The sequence below is a fragment of the Hydrogenophaga sp. FW305-3-2-15-A-LB1 genome (assembly GCF_058787875.1).
The window spans coordinates 1-17639 of sequence record NZ_JBYTAE010000084.1; the positions used below are offsets into that span (position 1 = coordinate 1).

The window sequence follows — 17639 nt, forward strand, 5'->3', positions numbered from 1 at the left end:
GCTGCGGGGGGGGCGGGGGGGGGCGCGGCGGGTGGCGTCGGTGCGGCTTCCACCGCCGCGGCCGGCAGCGCGGCCGGTGGTGCCGCGGTCTCGGGCTCCGGCGCAGTGGTGGTGTCGGCCGACGTTCCTTTGGGGCCATTGAGCAGGCGCAAGGCCTCGGGCCTGAGCTGCTGCGCCAGGCGCTGGGGCTCGCGCTGCTCGATCGGGGCCAGGCCCAGGCCGCCCAGGTAGCCCTGGGTCCAGGCGAAATAGCCCGCGTTGGCCAGCACCAGCACGATGACCGCCCACCTCAACACGGGCGCACACTCACTTCTGAACTGGTGACGGTCAACATGCCCTGGTCGGTCAACACCTGCAGGGCACCGTCGGGGGTCACCCCGCAGGCCGTGCCCCGGGTGCCATCGGAGAGTTGCACGGCCAGGCCCTGCAAGGCGTCCAGGCCGGCGAAACGCTGCGCAAAGGCGCCAAAGCCTTGCGAGGCGAACGCCAGCACGTCCTGCACCAGCGGCGGCGCCACGCGCTCGAGCACCTCGCCGGGCGTGATGCCCACGCTGACCTCGGCCAGTCCGGCCGGCGCCATGGCGGCCACGGTCGAGCCGTCGGGCACCAGGGCGGCCACGGCCGAGGCCTCGGGCCGGGCGATGTTGATGCCCACGCCGATCACCACCATTCGCTGGCCCTGCGCCGCGTCACCGGTGCTGGCGGTCTCCACCAGGATGCCGCCGAGCTTGCGCTGGTGCAGCCAGAGGTCGTTCGGCCATTTCAGCCGCACGTCGGGGTGCAGGCTGTGGGCCAGGCTCACGCCCACCGCGAGCGACAGGCCCGACCAGTTCGATGGCGCCAGCGGCAGGGCGATGGAAAACGTGAGCGATTGGCCCGGCTTGCTGTGCCAGCCCTTGCCGAGCCGGCCCCGCCCGGCGGTCTGCTGCTCGGCGGTCAGCAGCACCGGCTCCATGAGGCCGCTGCGCGCGCGCCGCATGAGCTCGCTGCTGGTGGAGTCGATGCTGGGCAGCACCTCCACCGTGAAGCCCGGCAGCAGGGGCACCACGGCTTCCCAGACCGCTTCCGCGTGACGGGTCAGGGTGTCTGCCATGCGAGGGGAGAGGTCCTTAGCCGAGCTTGGACGCGCGTCCCGCGCGTTTGGGGGCGAGCAGCGTGCCGCGGCACTTCTTGGCGCCGCACCAGCAGGGGTACTCGGCCTTGAGCTTGGGCGTGTAGGGCTCGTCGATCACCAGGCCGTAGTCGTAGAACAGCTCCTCGCCGGCCTGGATGGGGCGCAACGAACGGATGAACACCCGGCCGTCTTCCACGTCGGCTTCGCAGTTGGGCTTGCAGCTGTGGTTGATCCAGCGCGCCGAATTGCCGCCGACCTTGGCGTCGATCACGTGCTCTTCATCGATGTGGAAGTAGAACGTGTGGTTCGGGTCGCTCGGGTCGTGCGGATGGCGGCGCAGCGCCTCCTCCCAGGTGATGATCTCGCCCACGTATTCGATGAGCGTCTCGCCCTCGGCCAGATCGACCACGGCGTACACGCCCTTGCCATGCACGCCGGAGCGCCGGGTCTGGATGCGGCGGCTGGCGGCGGGGGCGGCGGCCTTGGTCTTGGTGGAAGAAGGGCGCGGCTGCGTCTGGCGGGGGCTTTTCGTCACGGCCGAAATATTTGGTAAGGTTGTTTCATGCAGGTGCGCGCGGGTGTGCGCGTGCCCATGTGCGCGTGTACACGCGCGTGGAAAGCCGATTGTAGAGATGAAAACCCTGGTCATTGCCGAGAAGCCATCCGTGGCCCAAGACATCGTGCGAGCGCTTACCCCGGTGGCGGGCAAGTTCGACAAGCACGATGACCACTTTGAGAATGACAAGTACGTGGTGACTTCCGCCGTGGGTCACCTGGTGGAGATCGCTGCGCCGGAGGAATTCGACGTGAAGCGCGGCAAGTGGAGCTTCGCGCACCTGCCGGTGCTGCCGCCGTACTTCGAACTCAAGCCGATCGACAAGACCAAGTCGCGGCTGTCCGCGGTGGTCAAGCTCGTCAAGCGCAAGGATGTGTCGCGCCTCATCAACGCCTGTGACGCGGGCCGCGAGGGGGAGCTGATCTTCCGCCTGATCGAGCAGTACGCAGGCGGCCTGAAGAACGGCAGCTACCAGCCGCTGGGCAAACCGGTGCAGCGCCTGTGGCTGCAGTCGATGACGCCCGCGGCCATTCGAGACGGCTTCGAGCAGCTGCGCAGCAACGAGCAGATGCTGGGCCTGGCCGATGCCGCGCGCAGCCGTTCCGAGGCCGACTGGATGGTCGGCATCAACGGCACGCGCGCCATGACCGCCTTCAACTCGCGCGACGGGGGCTTCTTCCTCACCACCGTCGGCCGGGTGCAGACGCCCACGCTGTCCATCGTGGTCGAGCGTGAGGAAAAGATCCGCGCCCACAGGAGCCGCGACTACTGGGAAATCCACGCCAGCTTCCTGGCCGAAGCCGGCGAGTACCCGGGCAAGTGGTTCGACCCCAACTTCAAGAAGCCCACCGGTGACGATGCCGACGCCGAGCTGCGCGCCGACCGCGTCTGGACCCAGCGCGAGGCGCTGGCGATCGCCGACGCGGTGCGGGGCAAGGCCGCCAGCGTCAAGGAAGAGAGCAAGCCCACCACCCAGGCCTGCGGCCTGCTGTACGACCTGACCAGCCTGCAGCGCGAGGCCAACGGCCGCTTCGGCTTCTCGGCCAAGACCACGCTGCAACTGGCGCAAAGCCTGTACGAGCGCCACAAGGCCCTGACCTACCCCCGGACCGACTCGCGCGCCCTGCCCGAGGACTACCTGCCCACCGTCAGGCAGACCTTCGAGATGCTGGCCGGCAGCGGCATGAAGCACCTCGCGCCGCACGCGAAGACCGCGCTGGACAACAGCTACATCCGCCCGAGCAAGCGCATCTTCGACAACAGCAAGGTCAGCGACCACTTTGCCATCATCCCCACGCTGCAGGCGCCCAGCGGCCTGAGCGAAGCCGAGCAGAAACTGTACGACCTGGTCGTGCGCCGCTTCCTGGCGGTGTTTTTCCCGAGCGCCGAGTTCATGGTGACCACGCGCATCAGCTCGGTGCTGAACCACCACTTCAAGACCGAAGGCAAGGTGCTCGTGAAGCCGGGCTGGATGGCCGTCTATGGCAAGGAGGCCGCCGAGGACGTGGCCGATGCCAAGGACGGTGACAAGGGCCAGAACCTGGTGCCCGTGCGCGAGGGCGAGACCGTGCGCACCGAGAGCGTCGAGCCCAAGGGCCTGAAGACCAAGCCGCCCGCGCGCTATTCGGAAGCCACGCTGCTGGGCGCCATGGAAGGCGCCGGCAAGCTGGTGGACGACGACGAGCTGCGCGAAGCCATGCAGGAAAAGGGTCTGGGCACGCCTGCCACGCGCGCGGCCATCATCGAAGGCCTGCTGACCGAGAAGTACATGTTCCGCGAAGGCCGCGAGATCATCCCCACCGCCAAGGCCTTCCAGCTCATGACGCTGCTGCGCGGCCTGGGCGTGGAAGAACTCTCCAAGCCCGAGCTCACCGGCGAGTGGGAGTACAAGCTCGCGCAGATGGAGCATGGCCAGCTCAGCCGCGCCGCCTTCATGGGCGAGATCGCCGCCATGACCGAGCGCATGGTGAAGAAGGCCAAGGAATACGACCGCGACACCATTCCGGGCAACTACGCCACGCTGTCCACGCCCTGCCCGAACTGCGGCGGCGTGGTGAAGGAAAACTACCGCCGCTACACCTGCACCGGCGCCGACGGCAACAGCGAGGGCTGCGGCTTCTCGTTCGGCAAGTCGCCCGCCGGGCGCACCTTCGAGCCCGAGGAGGCCGAACAGCTGCTGCGCGACAAGAAGATCGGCCCGCTCGAAGGTTTCCGCTCCAAGGCGGGTTGGCCCTTCGTGGCCGAGATCGTGATCAAGTTCAACGAAGAAGAAAAGAACTGGAAGCTGGAGTTCGACTTCGGCGACGACAAGAAGGGCGAAGAAAGCGGCGAGCTGGTGGACTTCACCGGCAGCGAGTCGCTCGGCGCTTGTCCCAAGTGCGGCAGCCCGGTGCACGAGCACGGCAGCAACTACGTGTGCGAAAAATCGGTGCCAACCCTGGCCCAGCCGACGCCCACGTGCGACTTCAAGAGCGGCAAGATCATCCTGCAGCAGCCGGTGGCGCGCGAGCAGATGAGCAAGCTGCTGGAGACCGGCAAGACCGACCTGCTCGACAAGTTCGTTTCGATGCGCACGCGCCGCGCGTTCAAGGCCTTCCTGGCCTGGGACAAGGAAGCCGGCAAGGTGAACTTCGAGTTCGAGCCGCGCGCGAGCAAGTTCCCGCCGCGCAAGACCGCCGCCGGCGCGCCGGCCAAGGCCGCCCCGGCGAAGAAGGCCGCGCCCGCCAAGAAGGCACCCGCGGCCAAGAAAGCCGCGGCGGCCAAGACGCCCAAGGCACCGCGCAAGACCACGGCGGCCAGCGGCAAGCAGCCCAGCGCCGCCCTGGCCGCGGTGATCGGCGAAGGCCCGGTGTCCCGCCCCGAGGTGGTGAAGAAGCTGTGGGACTACATCAAGGCCAACGGCTTGCAGGACGCCACCGACAAGCGCCGCGTCAATGCCGATGCCAAGCTCGCCGCCGTGTTCGGCAAGCCGCAGGTCACCATGTTCGAGATCGCCGGCATCGTGGGCCAGCACCTGAGCTGATTGTTTTCAAGAGGATTTTCCGCATGAGCCTGACTCTCTATTTCGCCCCTGGCGCGTGTTCCTTCGTGCCCCACAGCATGCTGGAGCTCTCCGGCGCCGCGTTCGAGCCACACAGCGTCAAGCTGCACAAGAACGAGCAGCGCAGCCCCGAGTACCTGGCGATCAACCCGCGTGGCCAGGTGCCGGTGCTGGTGGACGATGGCCAGGTGATCACGCAGATCGTGGCCATCCTGCTGCACCTCGATGCGAAGCTGCCCGAGGCGGGCATCCTGCCGGCGTCCGGCCTGGCGCGCACGCGCGCGCTGCAGACCCTGACCTGGATGAACAACACCGTGCACCCCACCTTCACGCACGTGTTCATGCCGGACAAGTTCACCGACGACGAGGCCGCCAAGCAGGCGATCCGTGCCCACGCCGCCAAGACCTACAAGGGCCTGCTGGACGAGATCGAGGTGATGGCCAGGCAGGCCTCGCCCTGGATGATGGGCGAGCGCCCCGGCGCGCTGGACGCCTACGCGCTCACGCTGCTGCGCTGGGGCGGTTTTGCGGGCATCGATCCCACCACCCAGCCGGCGACCTGGGACCTGGCCCAGCGCTTCGCCGCGCTGCGGCCGGTGGCGCGCGCGGTCGAGCGCGAAAAGCTGATGCTCAACATCTACAAGCCCAAGGCCTGAACGTTCAGGCCGGCAGGCGGGGCGTCTTCGGGGTGAAGCGCACCGAGGCCAGCAGACCGGGCGGGTTGCGCTCGGGGTGCGCGCTGTCGATCAGCACCGTGGCGCCGTGCTGCTGCGCGATCTCCTGCACGATGGTCAGGCCCAGGCCCGAGCCGTCCACGTTGGTGCCCAGCGCGCGGTAGAACGGCTGCAGCACGAACTCGCGTTCGCTCTCGGGAATGCCCGGGCCGTTGTCCTCCACCTGCAGGATCTGCACGCCGCTGAATGGGTCGATCAGCACGCGCGCGGTGACCACGCCGCCGCGCCCGCTGTAGTTGATCGCGTTGTCCACCAGGTTGCGCACCATCTCCTGCAGCAGGATGGGGTTGCCGTCCATCAGACAGTCTTCCGGCACCTCCTCGGGGCCTTCGCAGCCCAGGTCGATGCCGTGTTCCAGCGCGCGCGGCACCGAGTCCTGCACCACACCGCGCACCAGGCGCGCCAGGTCCACGCGCGCGCTGGGCAGGGTGCGGCCGGTGGTCTCGGCGCGCGCCAGCGCGAGCAGCTGGTTCACGGTGTGCGTGGCGCGTGAGCTGGAGCGCGCGATCTGCTTGAGCGAGCTGTGGATTTCCTCCGCGTTGCTCTCGCGCTGGGCCAGTTCGGCCTGCATGCGCAGGCCGGCCAGCGGCGTCTTGAGCTGGTGCGCCGCGTCGGCCAGGAAGCGCCGCTGCGTGGTGAGCGAGGCCTTCAGGCGCGTGAGCAGGTCGTTGATCGACGACACCAGCGGCGCGACCTCCTGCGGGATGGCCGACTCCTCGATCGGGCTCAGGTCGTCGGGCTTGCGCGCGCGGATGCGCTGCTCCAGCTCGTTGAGCGGGCGGATGCCACGCACCAGCGCCAGCCACACCAGCAGCACGGCCAGCGGCAGGATGACGAACTGCGGCACCATCACGCCCTTGATGATTTCGGCCGCCAGCGTGGAGCGCTTGCCGCGCGTCTCGGCCACCTGCATCAGCACCAGGTGCTGGGCGTCGTTGCGTTCGAGCCAGGTGTAGGCCACCCGCACCTCGTCGCCGCGCACCACGTCGTCGCGCAGCAGCACGCGGCCGGCCTCGGGCGTCTCGTCCTCGCGCGGGCGGGGAAAGTCCAGCTCACCGCTGACGAGCTTGCCGCGCGGGTCGATCACCTGGTAGTAGACGAGGTCGCTGTCGTCGGCGCGCAGCAGGTCGCGCGCCTGCGCGTTGAGGTTGAAGCTGATCTGCCCGTTCTGGTTCGCCACGAACTGCGTGAGCGCCTGCAGGTTGAACTCCAGCGCACGGTCGAACGGTTTGCTTGCGATGCCCTGGGCCACGAACCAGGTCAGGGCCAGCGACAGCGGCCACAGCAGCAGCAGCGGCGTGAGCATCCAGTCCAGGATCTCGCCGAACAGACTGCGCTGTTCGCGCTGGAACAGGCCGAACGACTTCGGGATGGGGCGGCCCGCCACCGGCGGCGGTGCGGCCTCGATCAAAGCCTCGGTTTCAGCCGGCGATTTTTTCAAGGCAGTAGCCCAGACCGCGCACGGTGGCGATGCGGATCGGGCCCTTCTCGATCTTCTTGCGCAGGCGGTGGATGTAGACCTCGATGGCGTTGTTGCTCACCTCTTCGCCCCACTCGCACAGGCGCTCGACCAGCTGGTCCTTGCTCACCAGGCGCCCGGCGCGCTGCAGCAGCACCTCCAGCAGGCCGAGTTCACGCGCCGAGAGCTCGACCATCTTGCCGTCGATGGTGGCCACGCGGCCGGCCTGGTCGTATTCGAGCGGGCCGTGGCGGATGGTGTTGGTGGAGCCGCCCATGCCGCGCCGGGTGAGCGCGCGCACGCGGGCTTCGAGTTCCTGCAGCGAGAACGGCTTGGCCATGTAGTCGTCGGCGCCGTAGTCCAGGCCCTTGACGCGCTCCTCGATGCTGTCGGCCGCGGTGAGGATGAGCACCGGCAGCGTGGAGCCGCGCGAACGCAGGCGCTTGAGCACCTCCAGGCCGTGCAGCCGGGGCAGGCCCAGGTCCAGGATCAGCAGGTCGAACTCGTTGTTGGTCAGCAGGGCGGCGTCGGCCTCGGTGCCGCTGGTGACGTGGTCCACCGCCGCGCCGGCGGCGCGCAGGCTGCGCAGCAGGCCGTCCGCCAGCACGTGGTCGTCTTCGGCAATCAGGATGCGCATGGGAAGGTCTCCTGGGTGGCTGCCGGGGCAGCGCTTCATCGGGGATGCCCGGCATCGGGCGAACCATTTTAGGCCGCGCAGGCCCCTGCGGCACGGTGTTCAGCGGGGTGGCACGGCCGCGCGCGCGCCGGGTGATTCCGAGCCATAGGCCTCCAGGCCGAGCGCCACCACGGTGGCCACCGCGTCGCCCACCTGGGCGCGGAATTCCGCCTCGGCCTGGGCCACGGCCTGGCGGAACGCCTCCAGCCACAGCAGGCCGGTGTCGGTGAACACGATGCGCCGTGCCCGCGCATCGCGCGCGTCCGCCTCGCGCCGCACCAGGCCCCAGGCCTCGCACTGCGTCACCAGGTCGCCCATGGCCTGCTTGCTCATGCCCGCCTGGTGCGCCAGCTCGGTCAGGCGCGAGCCGTGCAGGCCCAGGTGGCGCGTGATGTGGATGTGCGCGGCGCCCACCTGCGCCCGCGCCGCCAGGTGCGAGAGCGCCAGCGGCACGTTGGCGTCGTGCGCCATCAGGCTGAGCACGCGCTCGTCGAAGCGGCGCAGCGCCAGGCCCATCAGGCGCCCCAGATGGCCGCCGCGCCAGCGGTCGTCGGGCAAAACAGGGGCGGTGTCGGGCATTCGCCGATGGTAAGGCAAACTGACCAAATAATGCCTTGTTCGAATTCAACCTGCCTGTAAACTCCTGCTCAAGCATCCAGCCTGTACGCATTCACAGGCTTTGCGAACCTCTACCACCCGCTCAGGAGCCCCTCATGGACGCAGCCGTCAAGAACAACCCCCTCAACAGCGAAAAAGCCAAGGCCTTGCAGGCCGCGCTGGCCCAGATCGAAAAGCAGTTCGGCAAGGGCACCATCATGCGGTTGGGCGAGGGTGAGGTGATCGAGGACATCCAGGTCGTCTCCACCGGCTCGCTGGGCCTGGACATCGCCCTGGGCGTCGGCGGCCTGCCCAAGGGCCGCGTGGTCGAGATCTACGGCCCGGAATCCTCGGGCAAGACCACGCTGACCCTGCAGGTCATTGCCGAAATGCAGAAGCTCGGCGGCCAGTGCGCCTTCGTCGATGCCGAGCACGCGCTGGACATCCAGTACGCGCAGAAGCTTGGCGTGAACCTGCAGGACCTGCTCATTTCCCAACCCGACACCGGCGAGCAGGCGCTCGAGATCGTCGACAGCCTGGTGCGTTCCGGCGCGGTCGATCTGATCGTGGTCGACTCGGTGGCCGCGCTCACGCCCAAGGCCGAACTCGAAGGCGAAATGGGCGATTCGCTGCCCGGCCTGCAGGCCCGCCTGATGAGCCAGGCGCTGCGCAAACTCACGGCGCACATCAAGAAGACCAACTGCATGGTCATCTTCATCAACCAGATCCGCATGAAGATCGGTGTGATGTTCGGCAGCCCCGAAACCACCACCGGCGGCAACGCGCTGAAGTTCTACGCCTCGGTGCGCCTGGACATTCGCCGCACCGGCACGATCAAGAAGGGCGAGGAAGCGATCGGCAACGAGACCAAGGTCAAGGTGGTCAAGAACAAGGTCTCGCCACCCTTCAAGACGGCCGAGTTCGACATCCTGTTCGGCGAAGGCATCAGCCGCGAGGGCGAGATCCTCGACCTGGGCGTGGTGCATCGCGTGATCGAGAAATCGGGTGCCTGGTACGCCTACAACGGCGAGAAGATCGGCCAGGGCCGCGACAATGCGCGCGAATTCCTGCGCGAGAACATCGAACTGCGCGTGGAGATCGAGAACAAGGTGCGCACCGAGCTGGGCGTGCCGCTGCTGCCGGTGGACGAAGCGCCTGCGCCCGCCAAGGGCGGCAAGGCCGAAAAGGCCGAGAAGGCGGCCAAGGCCAAGGACGTTGACGCCACGCCGGCGGCCTGATCCCCGCCCTTGCGCGCATGGCCTTCGACCAGATTTCCCTCAAAGGCCGTGCGCTGCGCCTGCTCGCCGGGCGCGAGCATTCACGCGCCGAGTTGCAGCGCAAGCTGAGCGCGCACGAAACCGAGCCCGGCGAGCTGGCGAAAGCGCTGGACGAGCTGGAGGCCAAAGGCTTCATCAACGAGCAGCGCGTGCTGGAGTCGGTGCTGCACCGGCGCTCGGCCCGCCTGGGCGCGTCTCGCGTGCGCCAGGAGCTGCAGGCCAAGGGGCTGGACCCGCAGGCGGTGGCCGAGGCGGTGGCGGGCCTGCAGGGTTCGGAAGAAGCGCGCGCGCGCGAGGTCTGGCGCAAGCGCTTCGCCGGGCCGCCGGCCGACGCCGCCGAGCGCGGCAAGCAGATGCGTTTCCTGCTCACGCGCGGCTTTGGCGCCGAGGTGGTGCGGCGCGTGGTGAAGGGCGCGCCTGCCGACGACAGCGAGGACTGAACGCGCGCGTCAGCGTGGCTGGGTGGCCGAGGCGCCGCCCGGCGCCCGGGGCGGGCGCAGCATGCGCCAGGCCAGCAGGCCGCTGGCCACCATGATGCCCGTGCCCAGCACCGCGGCGGCCTGCAGCCCATCGACAAAGGCGCTGCGCGCGGCCAGCCCCAGGGCCTCGGCCAGCGGCGCGGGCAGGCTTTCGGCGACCCGCAGCGCGCCGCCCAGGGTCGAGGCTTCGGCCACGGCCTCCTGGGGCAGGCCCGCCGGCAACTGGCCCGCCATGCCGGCGCGGTAGAGGCCCGTGGCCATGCTGCCGAACACCGCGATGCCCAGGGCGCCGGACAGCTCCGCGCTGGTCTCCGACAGGGCCGATGCCGCGCCCGCGCGCTCGGGCGGCGCCGAGCTGATGACGATGTCGTTGCCCAGCGTGAACACCGGCGCCATGCCGATGCCCATGAGCGTCATGCCCACGACCAGCGCGGCAAGGCCATGGGGGCCATCGACCAGCGCCACGCCCGCGAAGCCGACCGCTGCCACCGCCAGCCCCGTCACCATGGTGCGGGGCGCCGAATAACGTTGCGCGATGGCCGGTGTCAGCATCGAACCGACCACGAACGACAGGGCCCAGGGCACGGTGCACAGGCCCGCCACCAGGGGCGAGAGGCCCAGCACCAGCTGCAGGTGCTGCGAGATGAAGATGTAGACGCCGAACATCGCGAACGAGGTAAGGGCATAGGTGCAGATGGCGGCCGCGAAGCGGGGCTGGCCGAACAGCCGCAGGTCGAGCAGCGGGTAGGCGATGCGGCGCTGGCGCCGCACGAAGGCCACGCCCGCCGCGAGGCCGAGCGCCGCAGCCACCCAGGTCGGCGCGTCCACATGGCCTTCGGCCGCCTGCTTGAGCGCGAACACGCCGCCGAGCACGGCGGTGAGCGAGAGCGCCACGCTGCCCAGGTCGAGCCGGCCCGCCTCGGGGTCGCGGTACTCGGGCAGCAGGAAGGGGCCCACCGCCAACAGCAGCAACATCACCGGCACCGCGGCCCAGAAGATCGCGGGCCAGGCGAAGTACTGCAGGATCACGCCACCCACCAGCGGGCCGATCGCGCCACCCACCGAGTAGCTCGAGATCCAGATGCCGATGGCGATGCGGCGCTCGCGCTCATCGCGGAACATGTTGGAGATGAGCGAGAGCGTGGACGGCGCCAGCGTGGCGCCGGCGATGCCGAGCAGCGCGCGCGTGGCGATGAGGGCCTGCGCGGTGGTGGACAGGGCCGCCGCCACCGAGGCGGCCGCGAACGCCATCGCCCCGATCATCAGCAGCCGGCGCCGCCCGATCTTGTCGCCCAGCGTGCCCATGGTGATCAGCAGGCCGGCGACCATGAAGCCGTAGATGTCGATGATCCAGAGCAGTTGCGCGGACGAAGGCCGCAGGTCGGCGCTGATGGCGGGCAGCGCGAGGTTGAGCACCGTGAGGTCCATGGCATAGACCAGGCAGGGCAGGGCGATCACGCCCAGCGCCACCCATTCGCGGCGCGTGGCCCGGGGTGGAGCGATCTCGATGGCTGGCGGAGTGGCAGGCATGGGGTTTCCTCGAGGTTCGGCGGTGGACCGCGCCGAGATCCGGCGCCATCCTGGGGTACGACGAACCAGGGCCGGGCGTTTCGACAACCCGCCGCTCAGCCTTACAGGCCGAGCATCAGCTTCAGGTTCTGCACCGCGGCGCCGCTGGCGCCCTTGCCCAGGTTGTCCAGCCGGGCGACCACCACCGCCTGCTTCGCCTCGCCGTTGCCGAACACGCGGATTTCGAGCTGGTTGGTGTCGTTCAAGGCCAGGGCGTCGAGCTTGCCGTCTTCGGTCGCCGGTTGCACGCTCACCCATTCACTGCCCGCGTAGTGCTTTGCGTAGGCCGCGTGCAGGTCTGCCAGCGTGGGCTGGCCGGGCAGGGTGTCCAGATGCAGGGGCAACTGCACCAACATGCCCTGTGCGAAGTTGCCGACGGATGGCACGAAGATGGGCCGGCGCGTGAGGCCGGTGTAGGCCAGGATTTCCGGGATGTGCTTGTGCTTGAGGCCCAGGGCGTACAGCTCATAGGCCGGGGCTTCGCCTTTTTCGTAGGCCTCGATCATGGTGCGGCCGCCGCCCGAGTAGCCGCTGACGGCGGGCAGGCAGACCGGGTAGTCGGCGGGCAGCAGGCCGGCGTCGACCAGCGGGCGCAGCAGGGCAATGGCGCCGCTGGCATAGCAGCCCGGGTTGGCCACGCGGCGGGCGTTGACCACCGCGTCGCGCTGGCCCGGCGCGAGTTCGGGGAAACCGAACACCCAGCCGGGTGCGGTGCGGTGGGCGGTGGAGGCGTCGATGACCTTGGGCTGCCGGCCGGGCAGGGCATCGATCATGGCGACCGATTCGCGCGCCGCGTCGTCGTGCAGGCAGAGGATGACCAGATCGACCTGCGCCATCAGCTCGCGCTTGGCGACCGGGTCCTTGCGGCGCTCGGGTGCGATGCTCACGAGTTCGATCTGCGGCATGCCTTGCAGGCGCTCGCGAATCTGCAACCCGGTGGTGCCTGCTTCGCCGTCGATGAAAACCTTGGCCATGGCCGCTCTGCCTTGTCAGTTGGATTCAGGGGGAATACCAAACCCGCGCGTCGAATGCGCGCTTTTGGTGCGTTGCACCATGATACAGTCCCGGGTTGCTGTTTTCAGTGCCCACCCAGCGGCCACCCCGGTTCGGCCGTCACTCTTTTACCTGTTCCTGAGAGACACCTCATGAAGATCCATGAATACCAAGGCAAGGAAATCTTGCGCCAGTTTGGTGTGCCCGTGCCCCGCGGCATTGCGGCATTTACGGTGCAAGAGGCGGTGGAAGCCGCTCAAAAGCTCGGCGGCCCGATCTGGGTGGTCAAGGCCCAGATCCACGCCGGTGGCCGTGGCAAGGGCGGTGGCGTGAAGGTGGCCAAGTCGGTGGACGACGTCAAGCGCCTGGCCGGCGAAATCCTGGGCATGCAGCTCAAGACGCACCAGACCGGCCCCGAAGGCCAGAAGGTTCGCCGCCTCTACATCGAAGACGGCGCCGACATCAAGAACGAACTGTACGTCTCGCTGGTGACCGACCGCGCGACGCAGAAGGTGGCCCTGATCGCTTCGAGCGAGGGCGGCATGGACATCGAGGAAGTGGCGCACGCCACGCCCGAAAAGATCATCACCGAGATGATCGATCCCCTGACCGGCATCACCACCGAGCAGAGCAAGAAGGTGGCCGCGGCCATTGGCCTGACCGGCGCTTCCGTTGACCAGGCCGTGGACATCTTCTCCAAGATCTACAAGTGCTACATGGACACGGATGCGTCGCTGGTGGAGATCAACCCGCTGAACTGCGACTCCAAGGGCAACCTGATGGCGCTGGACGCGAAGTTCAACTTCGACGCGAACGCGCTGTTCCGCCACCCTGAGATCGTGGCCTACCGCGACCTGGACGAAGAAGACCCGGCCGAAGTGGAAGCCTCCAAGTTCGACTTGGCCTACATCAGCCTGGACGGCAACATCGGCTGCCTGGTCAACGGCGCCGGCCTGGCCATGGCCACCATGGACACCATCAAGCTGTTCGGTGGCGAGCCCGCCAACTTCCTGGACGTGGGCGGTGGCGCCACTGCGGAGAAGGTGACGGAAGCCTTCAAGATCATGCTCAAGAACCCCAACGTCAAGGGGATCCTGGTCAACATCTTCGGCGGCATCATGAAGTGCGACACCATCGCCACCGGCGTGATCACCGCCTGCAAGGCCGTGAACCTGTCCGTGCCGCTGGTGGTGCGCATGAAGGGCACCAACGAAGAGCTGGGCAAGAAGCTGCTGGCCGAATCCGGCCTGCCCATCATCGCCGCAGACACCATGGCCGAAGCGGCGACCAAGATCGTTGCTGCCGTCAAGTAAGCCCGGAGAAACATCATGTCCATCTACATCAACAAAGACACCAAGGTCATCACCCAGGGCATCACGGGCAAGACGGGCCAGTTCCACACCGAGAAGTGCCAGGAATACGCGAACGGCAAGAACGCTTTCGTGGCCGGCGTGAACCCGAAGAAGGCCGGCGAGTCGATCTTCAACATCCCGATCTACGCCTCCGTCAAGGAAGCCGCGACGCAGACCGGCGCCACCGTGTCGGTGATCTACGTGCCGCCCGCGGGCGCCGCCGCCGCCATCTGGGAGGCCGTGGAAGCCGACCTGGACATGGCCATCTGCATCACCGAAGGCATCCCGGTGCGCGACATGCTCGAAGTGCGCAACAAGATGAAGGCCAAGGAAGCCGCCGGCGGCAAGAAGACCCTGCTGCTGGGCCCCAACTGCCCCGGCCTGATCACGCCCGACGAGATCAAGATCGGCATCATGCCCGGCCACATCCACCGCAAGGGCCGCATCGGCGTGGTGAGCCGTTCCGGCACGCTGACCTACGAAGCCGTGGCCATGCTGACGGAAGTGGGCCTGGGCCAGTCGACCGCCGTAGGCATTGGTGGCGACCCCATCAACGGCCTCAAGCACATCGACGTGATGAAGGCCTTCAACGACGATCCCGACACCGACGCCGTGATCATGATCGGTGAGATCGGCGGCCCGGACGAGGCCGACGCCGCCCGCTGGTGCAAGGCCAACATGAAGAAGCCGGTGGTGGGCTTCATCGCGGGCGTGACGGCGCCTCCCGGCAAGCGCATGGGCCACGCGGGCGCGCTGATCTCCGGCGGCGCCGACACCGCCGATGCCAAGCTTGCCGTCATGGAAGAGTCCGGCTTCATCATCACGCGCAACCCGTCGGAACTGGGCAAGCTGCTCAAGGCCCAGCTCTGAGTCACCCCGCGGGTGTGAAAAGGGCAACGCTTGCGTTGCCTTTTTTTATGTCCGCACGGAAATTGAGGTGCCGAATCCACAAAGGCGCTTGCTCGGTCGAACCTGATTGCAACAAAATGCAACATCCAGGATGCCGGCGATTTGCTGGCACCGACGGTGCGCTTGTCTCTGACCTTTGGGCAGTTCGCGGCGACCTGCAGGCGAACCCACCCGGAGAATGCGCGACGTGTCCACCCGCAAGACGAAACCCCTGCAAGGCCGAGGCCGGATCTGGCGATCCGACGCCTTCCTGGGCCTCGGGGTGGTGCTCGCCGTTTTCGCGCTGCACGCTTCGACCGACCTGTTTGACGGTCTGGAACGCCGCTTCTACGACGTCGCCAGCGCGGCCAGCAGCCGCCAGCCCAGTGAGCGCATCGCCATCATCGCGATCGACGACCAGAGCATCGCCAACATCGGGCGGTGGCCCTGGTCGCGCGAGGTGCATGCGGAGCTGATCGACCAGCTCAGCGCGGCCAAGGCCAAGACCGTCGCTCACACCGCCTTCTTCTTCGAACCGCAGACCGACCGGGGCCTGGCCCAGCTGCGGGCCTTGCGCGGCCAGCTCGACGGCACGGCACCCGGCGCCACACCGCTGCCCGATCTGGGCGCCGTGTCGCGCCAGCGCCTGCTGGGATTCATTGGCGAGGCCGAGCAGCGCCTGGATACCGACGCCCGGCTGGTCGCCAGCATGGCGCGCGCGGGCAACGTGATCGTGCCTTCGGTGTTCACCCTGGGTGAGCCGCTGGGCCGGCCCGACGCGCCTTTGCCCGCCTTCGCCCAGCGCAGCGCGCTGGCCGACGACAGCGGCTTTGGCCTGCCGGCGCAACGCACGCAACAGCCCCTGCCCGCCGTGGGGGAGGCCGCCCGGGCGGTGGGCCACCTCAACCAGATTCAGGATGCCGACGGCGCGGTGCGTCGGGAAGCGCTGCTGGTGGACTTCGATGGTTACGCGGTGCCGTCCATGGCGCTGAGCGTCGCGGCGCACAGCCTGAACCTGGGCATGGAGGACATCCGCCTGTGGCCGGGCGAGGGCGTGCAGCTGGGCCCGACCCGCCTGCCGACCGACGAGGCGGCGCGCCTGCTGCCGCAGTTCTACGCCGATCGCGACGGCAAGCCCGCCTTCACGGTGGACTCCTTCTACGACGTGATCTCCGGGCGCATTCCCGCCAGCAAATACACCGACAAGGTGGTCATCATCGGCGCGACCGCCGCGGGCGTGGGCACGCTCTTCACCACCCCGGTGTCGCCGGCGATGTCCCCCGCTGCCATTCTCGCGCACATCACTTCCAGCCTCCTCAATGGGCATTTCATCGCCCAGCCGGCCTGGGGTGGCCTGGCGGTGTTGGGCGTGTTGCTGGTGGTCGTGGCGCATCTGGTGGCGTTGCTGCCGCGCCTGTCCGCCGCTGCGGGCGCCGCGGTGACCGCTGGGCTGTTCCTGCTCCTGCTGGGGGCCGAATATCAACTGCTGGCGTCGGCCGCGATCTGGCTGCAACTGGTGTTCCCGGTCGCGCTGCTGCTGATCGGGCACCTCGCGCTCACCACCCGGCGCTTCCTCGCAACGGAAGCGGGCAAGATCAAGGCGGACGAGGAGTCGGCCGAGACCAACCGCATGATGGGCCTGGCGCTGCAGGGTCAGGGCCAGCTCGACATGGCGTTCGACCGCCTGCGCCGCGTGCCCTTCAGTCCCGCGCTGATGGACAACCTCCGGCACCTCGCGCTGGACTTCGAGCGCAAGCGCCAGCTCAACAAGGCCGAAGCGGTGTACGAGCACATGACCCGGCTCGATCACGCCGACGCCGATGTGGTGGCACGCCTTCAGCGGACCAGGCATCTTTCGAACACGGTGGTGCTGGGGCCGGGCTCGTCGCATCCAGGCGGAACGCTGGTGCTCGGCGATGAGCGTGTCGAGAAACCCATGCTGGGCCGATACCGGATCGAGAAGGAGCTGGGCAAGGGCGCCATGGGCGTGGTGTACCAGGGCCTGGATCCGAAGATCGGGCGCACCGTGGCCATCAAGACGCTGGCGCTGAGCGCCGAGTTCGAAGGCGCGGAGTTGGCCGACGTGCGCGAACGCTTCTTCCGCGAAGCCGAAACGGCCGGGCGGCTGCAGCACCCGAACATCGTCACCATCTTCGATGCGGGCGAAGAGCATGACCTGGCCTACATCGCGATGGAGTTCCTGCAGGGGCGCGACCTCGCGGCGCACACCCGCGACGGACAGCTGTTGCCGGTCGCGGCCGTGCTGTCCATCGGCGAGCGCGTGGCGCTGGCGCTGGACCATGCGCACCGCCAGCAGGTGGTGCACCGCGACATCAAGCCCGCCAACGTGATGTACGACCCCGCCACCGATTCGGTGAAGGTCACCGACTTCGGCATCGCGCGCATCACCGGGTCCAGCAAGACCCGCACGGGCATGGTGCTGGGCACCCCGAGCTTCATGTCGCCCGAGCAGCTGGCCGGCCAGCGCGTGGACGGCCGCTCGGACCTCTATTCGCTGGGGGTCATGCTGTTCCAGTTGCTCACGGGCAGCTTGCCGCTGCGCGGCGACTCGATGGCCGCGCTCATGTACCAGATCGCCAACCAGCCCGCGCCCGATGTGCGTGAACGACGTCCTGAATTGCCGCCGGAACTGGCCGATATACTGAGCAAGACCCTGTCGAAATCGCCTGCGGAAAGGTACCAGACAGGGCTCGAAATCGCCGCCGACCTCCGCAAGACCATCGCCGCCCTGTCGACGTCCCCCGACGTTCACATGGCGCCTCAGACCGTGCCCGCTTCCCATGGGCACGGCCATGAAAACGCGGTGCTTGCCACAGTTGTCACGCCGGTGCCGGTTTCGTCGCGCGAGCCCGAGACAGTCAGCTTCGATATCCGCTTATAAATC

14 protein-coding genes and 1 pseudogene are annotated in these 17639 nt (G+C 68.2%); 7 read left to right on the plus strand and 8 right to left on the minus strand.

From position 1 onward, the window contains the following. The 3 genes and pseudogenes from AC3WPZ_RS22400 to AC3WPZ_RS22410 form a co-directional block, all read right to left on the minus strand. Positions 1–296: pseudogene (locus AC3WPZ_RS22400) on the minus strand (SPOR domain-containing protein); the annotation flags it as partial. Continuing rightward, positions 290–1093: a biotin--[acetyl-CoA-carboxylase] ligase gene (locus AC3WPZ_RS22405; protein ID WP_382322326.1), complete on the minus strand. Its 804-nt coding sequence runs from the start codon at positions 1091–1093 to the stop codon at positions 290–292. The pseudogene AC3WPZ_RS22400 and the gene AC3WPZ_RS22405, both read right to left, overlap by 7 nt. 16 nt (positions 1094–1109) lie before the next feature. After that, entirely contained in the window at positions 1110–1649 is a 540-nt protein-coding gene (locus AC3WPZ_RS22410; RefSeq protein ID WP_382322325.1) for an SET domain-containing protein, read from the minus strand. A 97-nt stretch (positions 1650–1746) separates the two neighbouring features. On the opposite strand from AC3WPZ_RS22410, the gene AC3WPZ_RS22415 reads away from it, so the two are divergent. Both AC3WPZ_RS22415 and AC3WPZ_RS22420 read left to right on the plus strand, forming a co-directional pair. Beyond that, positions 1747–4692: a DNA topoisomerase III gene (locus AC3WPZ_RS22415; RefSeq protein ID WP_492441615.1), complete on the plus strand. Its 2946-nt coding sequence runs from the start codon at positions 1747–1749 to the stop codon at positions 4690–4692. A 23-nt stretch (positions 4693–4715) separates the two neighbouring features. Next, complete coding sequence (locus AC3WPZ_RS22420; protein ID WP_492441617.1) at positions 4716–5366, plus strand: glutathione S-transferase family protein; 651 nt, start codon at positions 4716–4718, stop codon at positions 5364–5366. Positions 5367–5370: 4 nt separating this feature from the next. On the opposite strand, the gene AC3WPZ_RS22425 is transcribed toward AC3WPZ_RS22420, so the two are convergent. The 3 genes from AC3WPZ_RS22425 to AC3WPZ_RS22435 form a co-directional block, all read right to left on the minus strand. Beyond that, complete coding sequence (locus tag AC3WPZ_RS22425; RefSeq protein ID WP_382163823.1) at positions 5371–6750, minus strand: sensor histidine kinase; 1380 nt, start codon at positions 6748–6750, stop codon at positions 5371–5373. A 115-nt stretch (positions 6751–6865) separates the two neighbouring features. Beyond that, complete coding sequence (locus AC3WPZ_RS22430) at positions 6866–7540, minus strand: response regulator (protein WP_382152905.1); 675 nt, start codon at positions 7538–7540, stop codon at positions 6866–6868. A 99-nt stretch (positions 7541–7639) separates the two neighbouring features. Continuing rightward, positions 7640–8158: a MarR family transcriptional regulator gene (locus AC3WPZ_RS22435; RefSeq protein ID WP_382328000.1), complete on the minus strand. Its 519-nt coding sequence runs from the start codon at positions 8156–8158 to the stop codon at positions 7640–7642. 134 nt (positions 8159–8292) lie between these two features. Here AC3WPZ_RS22435 and recA point away from each other — a divergent pair, with 134 nt between their 5' ends. Further along, complete coding sequence (gene recA / locus AC3WPZ_RS22440; protein WP_382322321.1) at positions 8293–9414, plus strand: recombinase RecA; 1122 nt, start codon at positions 8293–8295, stop codon at positions 9412–9414. A gap of 17 nt (positions 9415–9431) precedes the next feature. Continuing rightward, the gene (gene recX / locus AC3WPZ_RS22445; protein ID WP_492441619.1) at positions 9432–9893 is read left to right on the plus strand and encodes a recombination regulator RecX; all 462 of its coding nucleotides are present in this window, start codon (positions 9432–9434) and stop codon (positions 9891–9893) included. A 9-nt stretch (positions 9894–9902) separates the two neighbouring features. On the opposite strand, the gene AC3WPZ_RS22450 is transcribed toward recX, so the two are convergent. Beyond that, positions 9903–11462, minus strand: coding sequence for an MFS transporter (locus AC3WPZ_RS22450; protein ID WP_492441621.1), 1560 nt, complete (start codon positions 11460–11462; stop codon positions 9903–9905). Between the two features lie 101 nt (positions 11463–11563). Beyond that, a complete protein-coding gene (argC, locus tag AC3WPZ_RS22455) occupies positions 11564–12475 on the minus strand; it encodes an N-acetyl-gamma-glutamyl-phosphate reductase (RefSeq protein WP_444687737.1) in 912 nt (303 codons plus the stop codon). 171 nt (positions 12476–12646) lie between these two features. Between argC and sucC the strand changes: the two genes are divergently transcribed. From sucC to AC3WPZ_RS22470, 3 genes are all read left to right on the plus strand, one after another. Beyond that, positions 12647–13807, plus strand: a complete 1161-nt coding sequence (gene sucC / locus AC3WPZ_RS22460; protein ID WP_492441623.1) for an ADP-forming succinate--CoA ligase subunit beta — start codon at positions 12647–12649, stop codon at positions 13805–13807. Positions 13808–13822: 15 nt separating this feature from the next. Next, entirely contained in the window at positions 13823–14716 is an 894-nt protein-coding gene (sucD, locus tag AC3WPZ_RS22465; protein WP_291111541.1) for a succinate--CoA ligase subunit alpha, read from the plus strand. A gap of 226 nt (positions 14717–14942) precedes the next feature. Beyond that, positions 14943–17636, plus strand: a complete 2694-nt coding sequence (locus tag AC3WPZ_RS22470) for a CHASE2 domain-containing serine/threonine-protein kinase (protein ID WP_492441625.1) — start codon at positions 14943–14945, stop codon at positions 17634–17636. Positions 17637–17639: the final 3 nt, after the last annotated feature.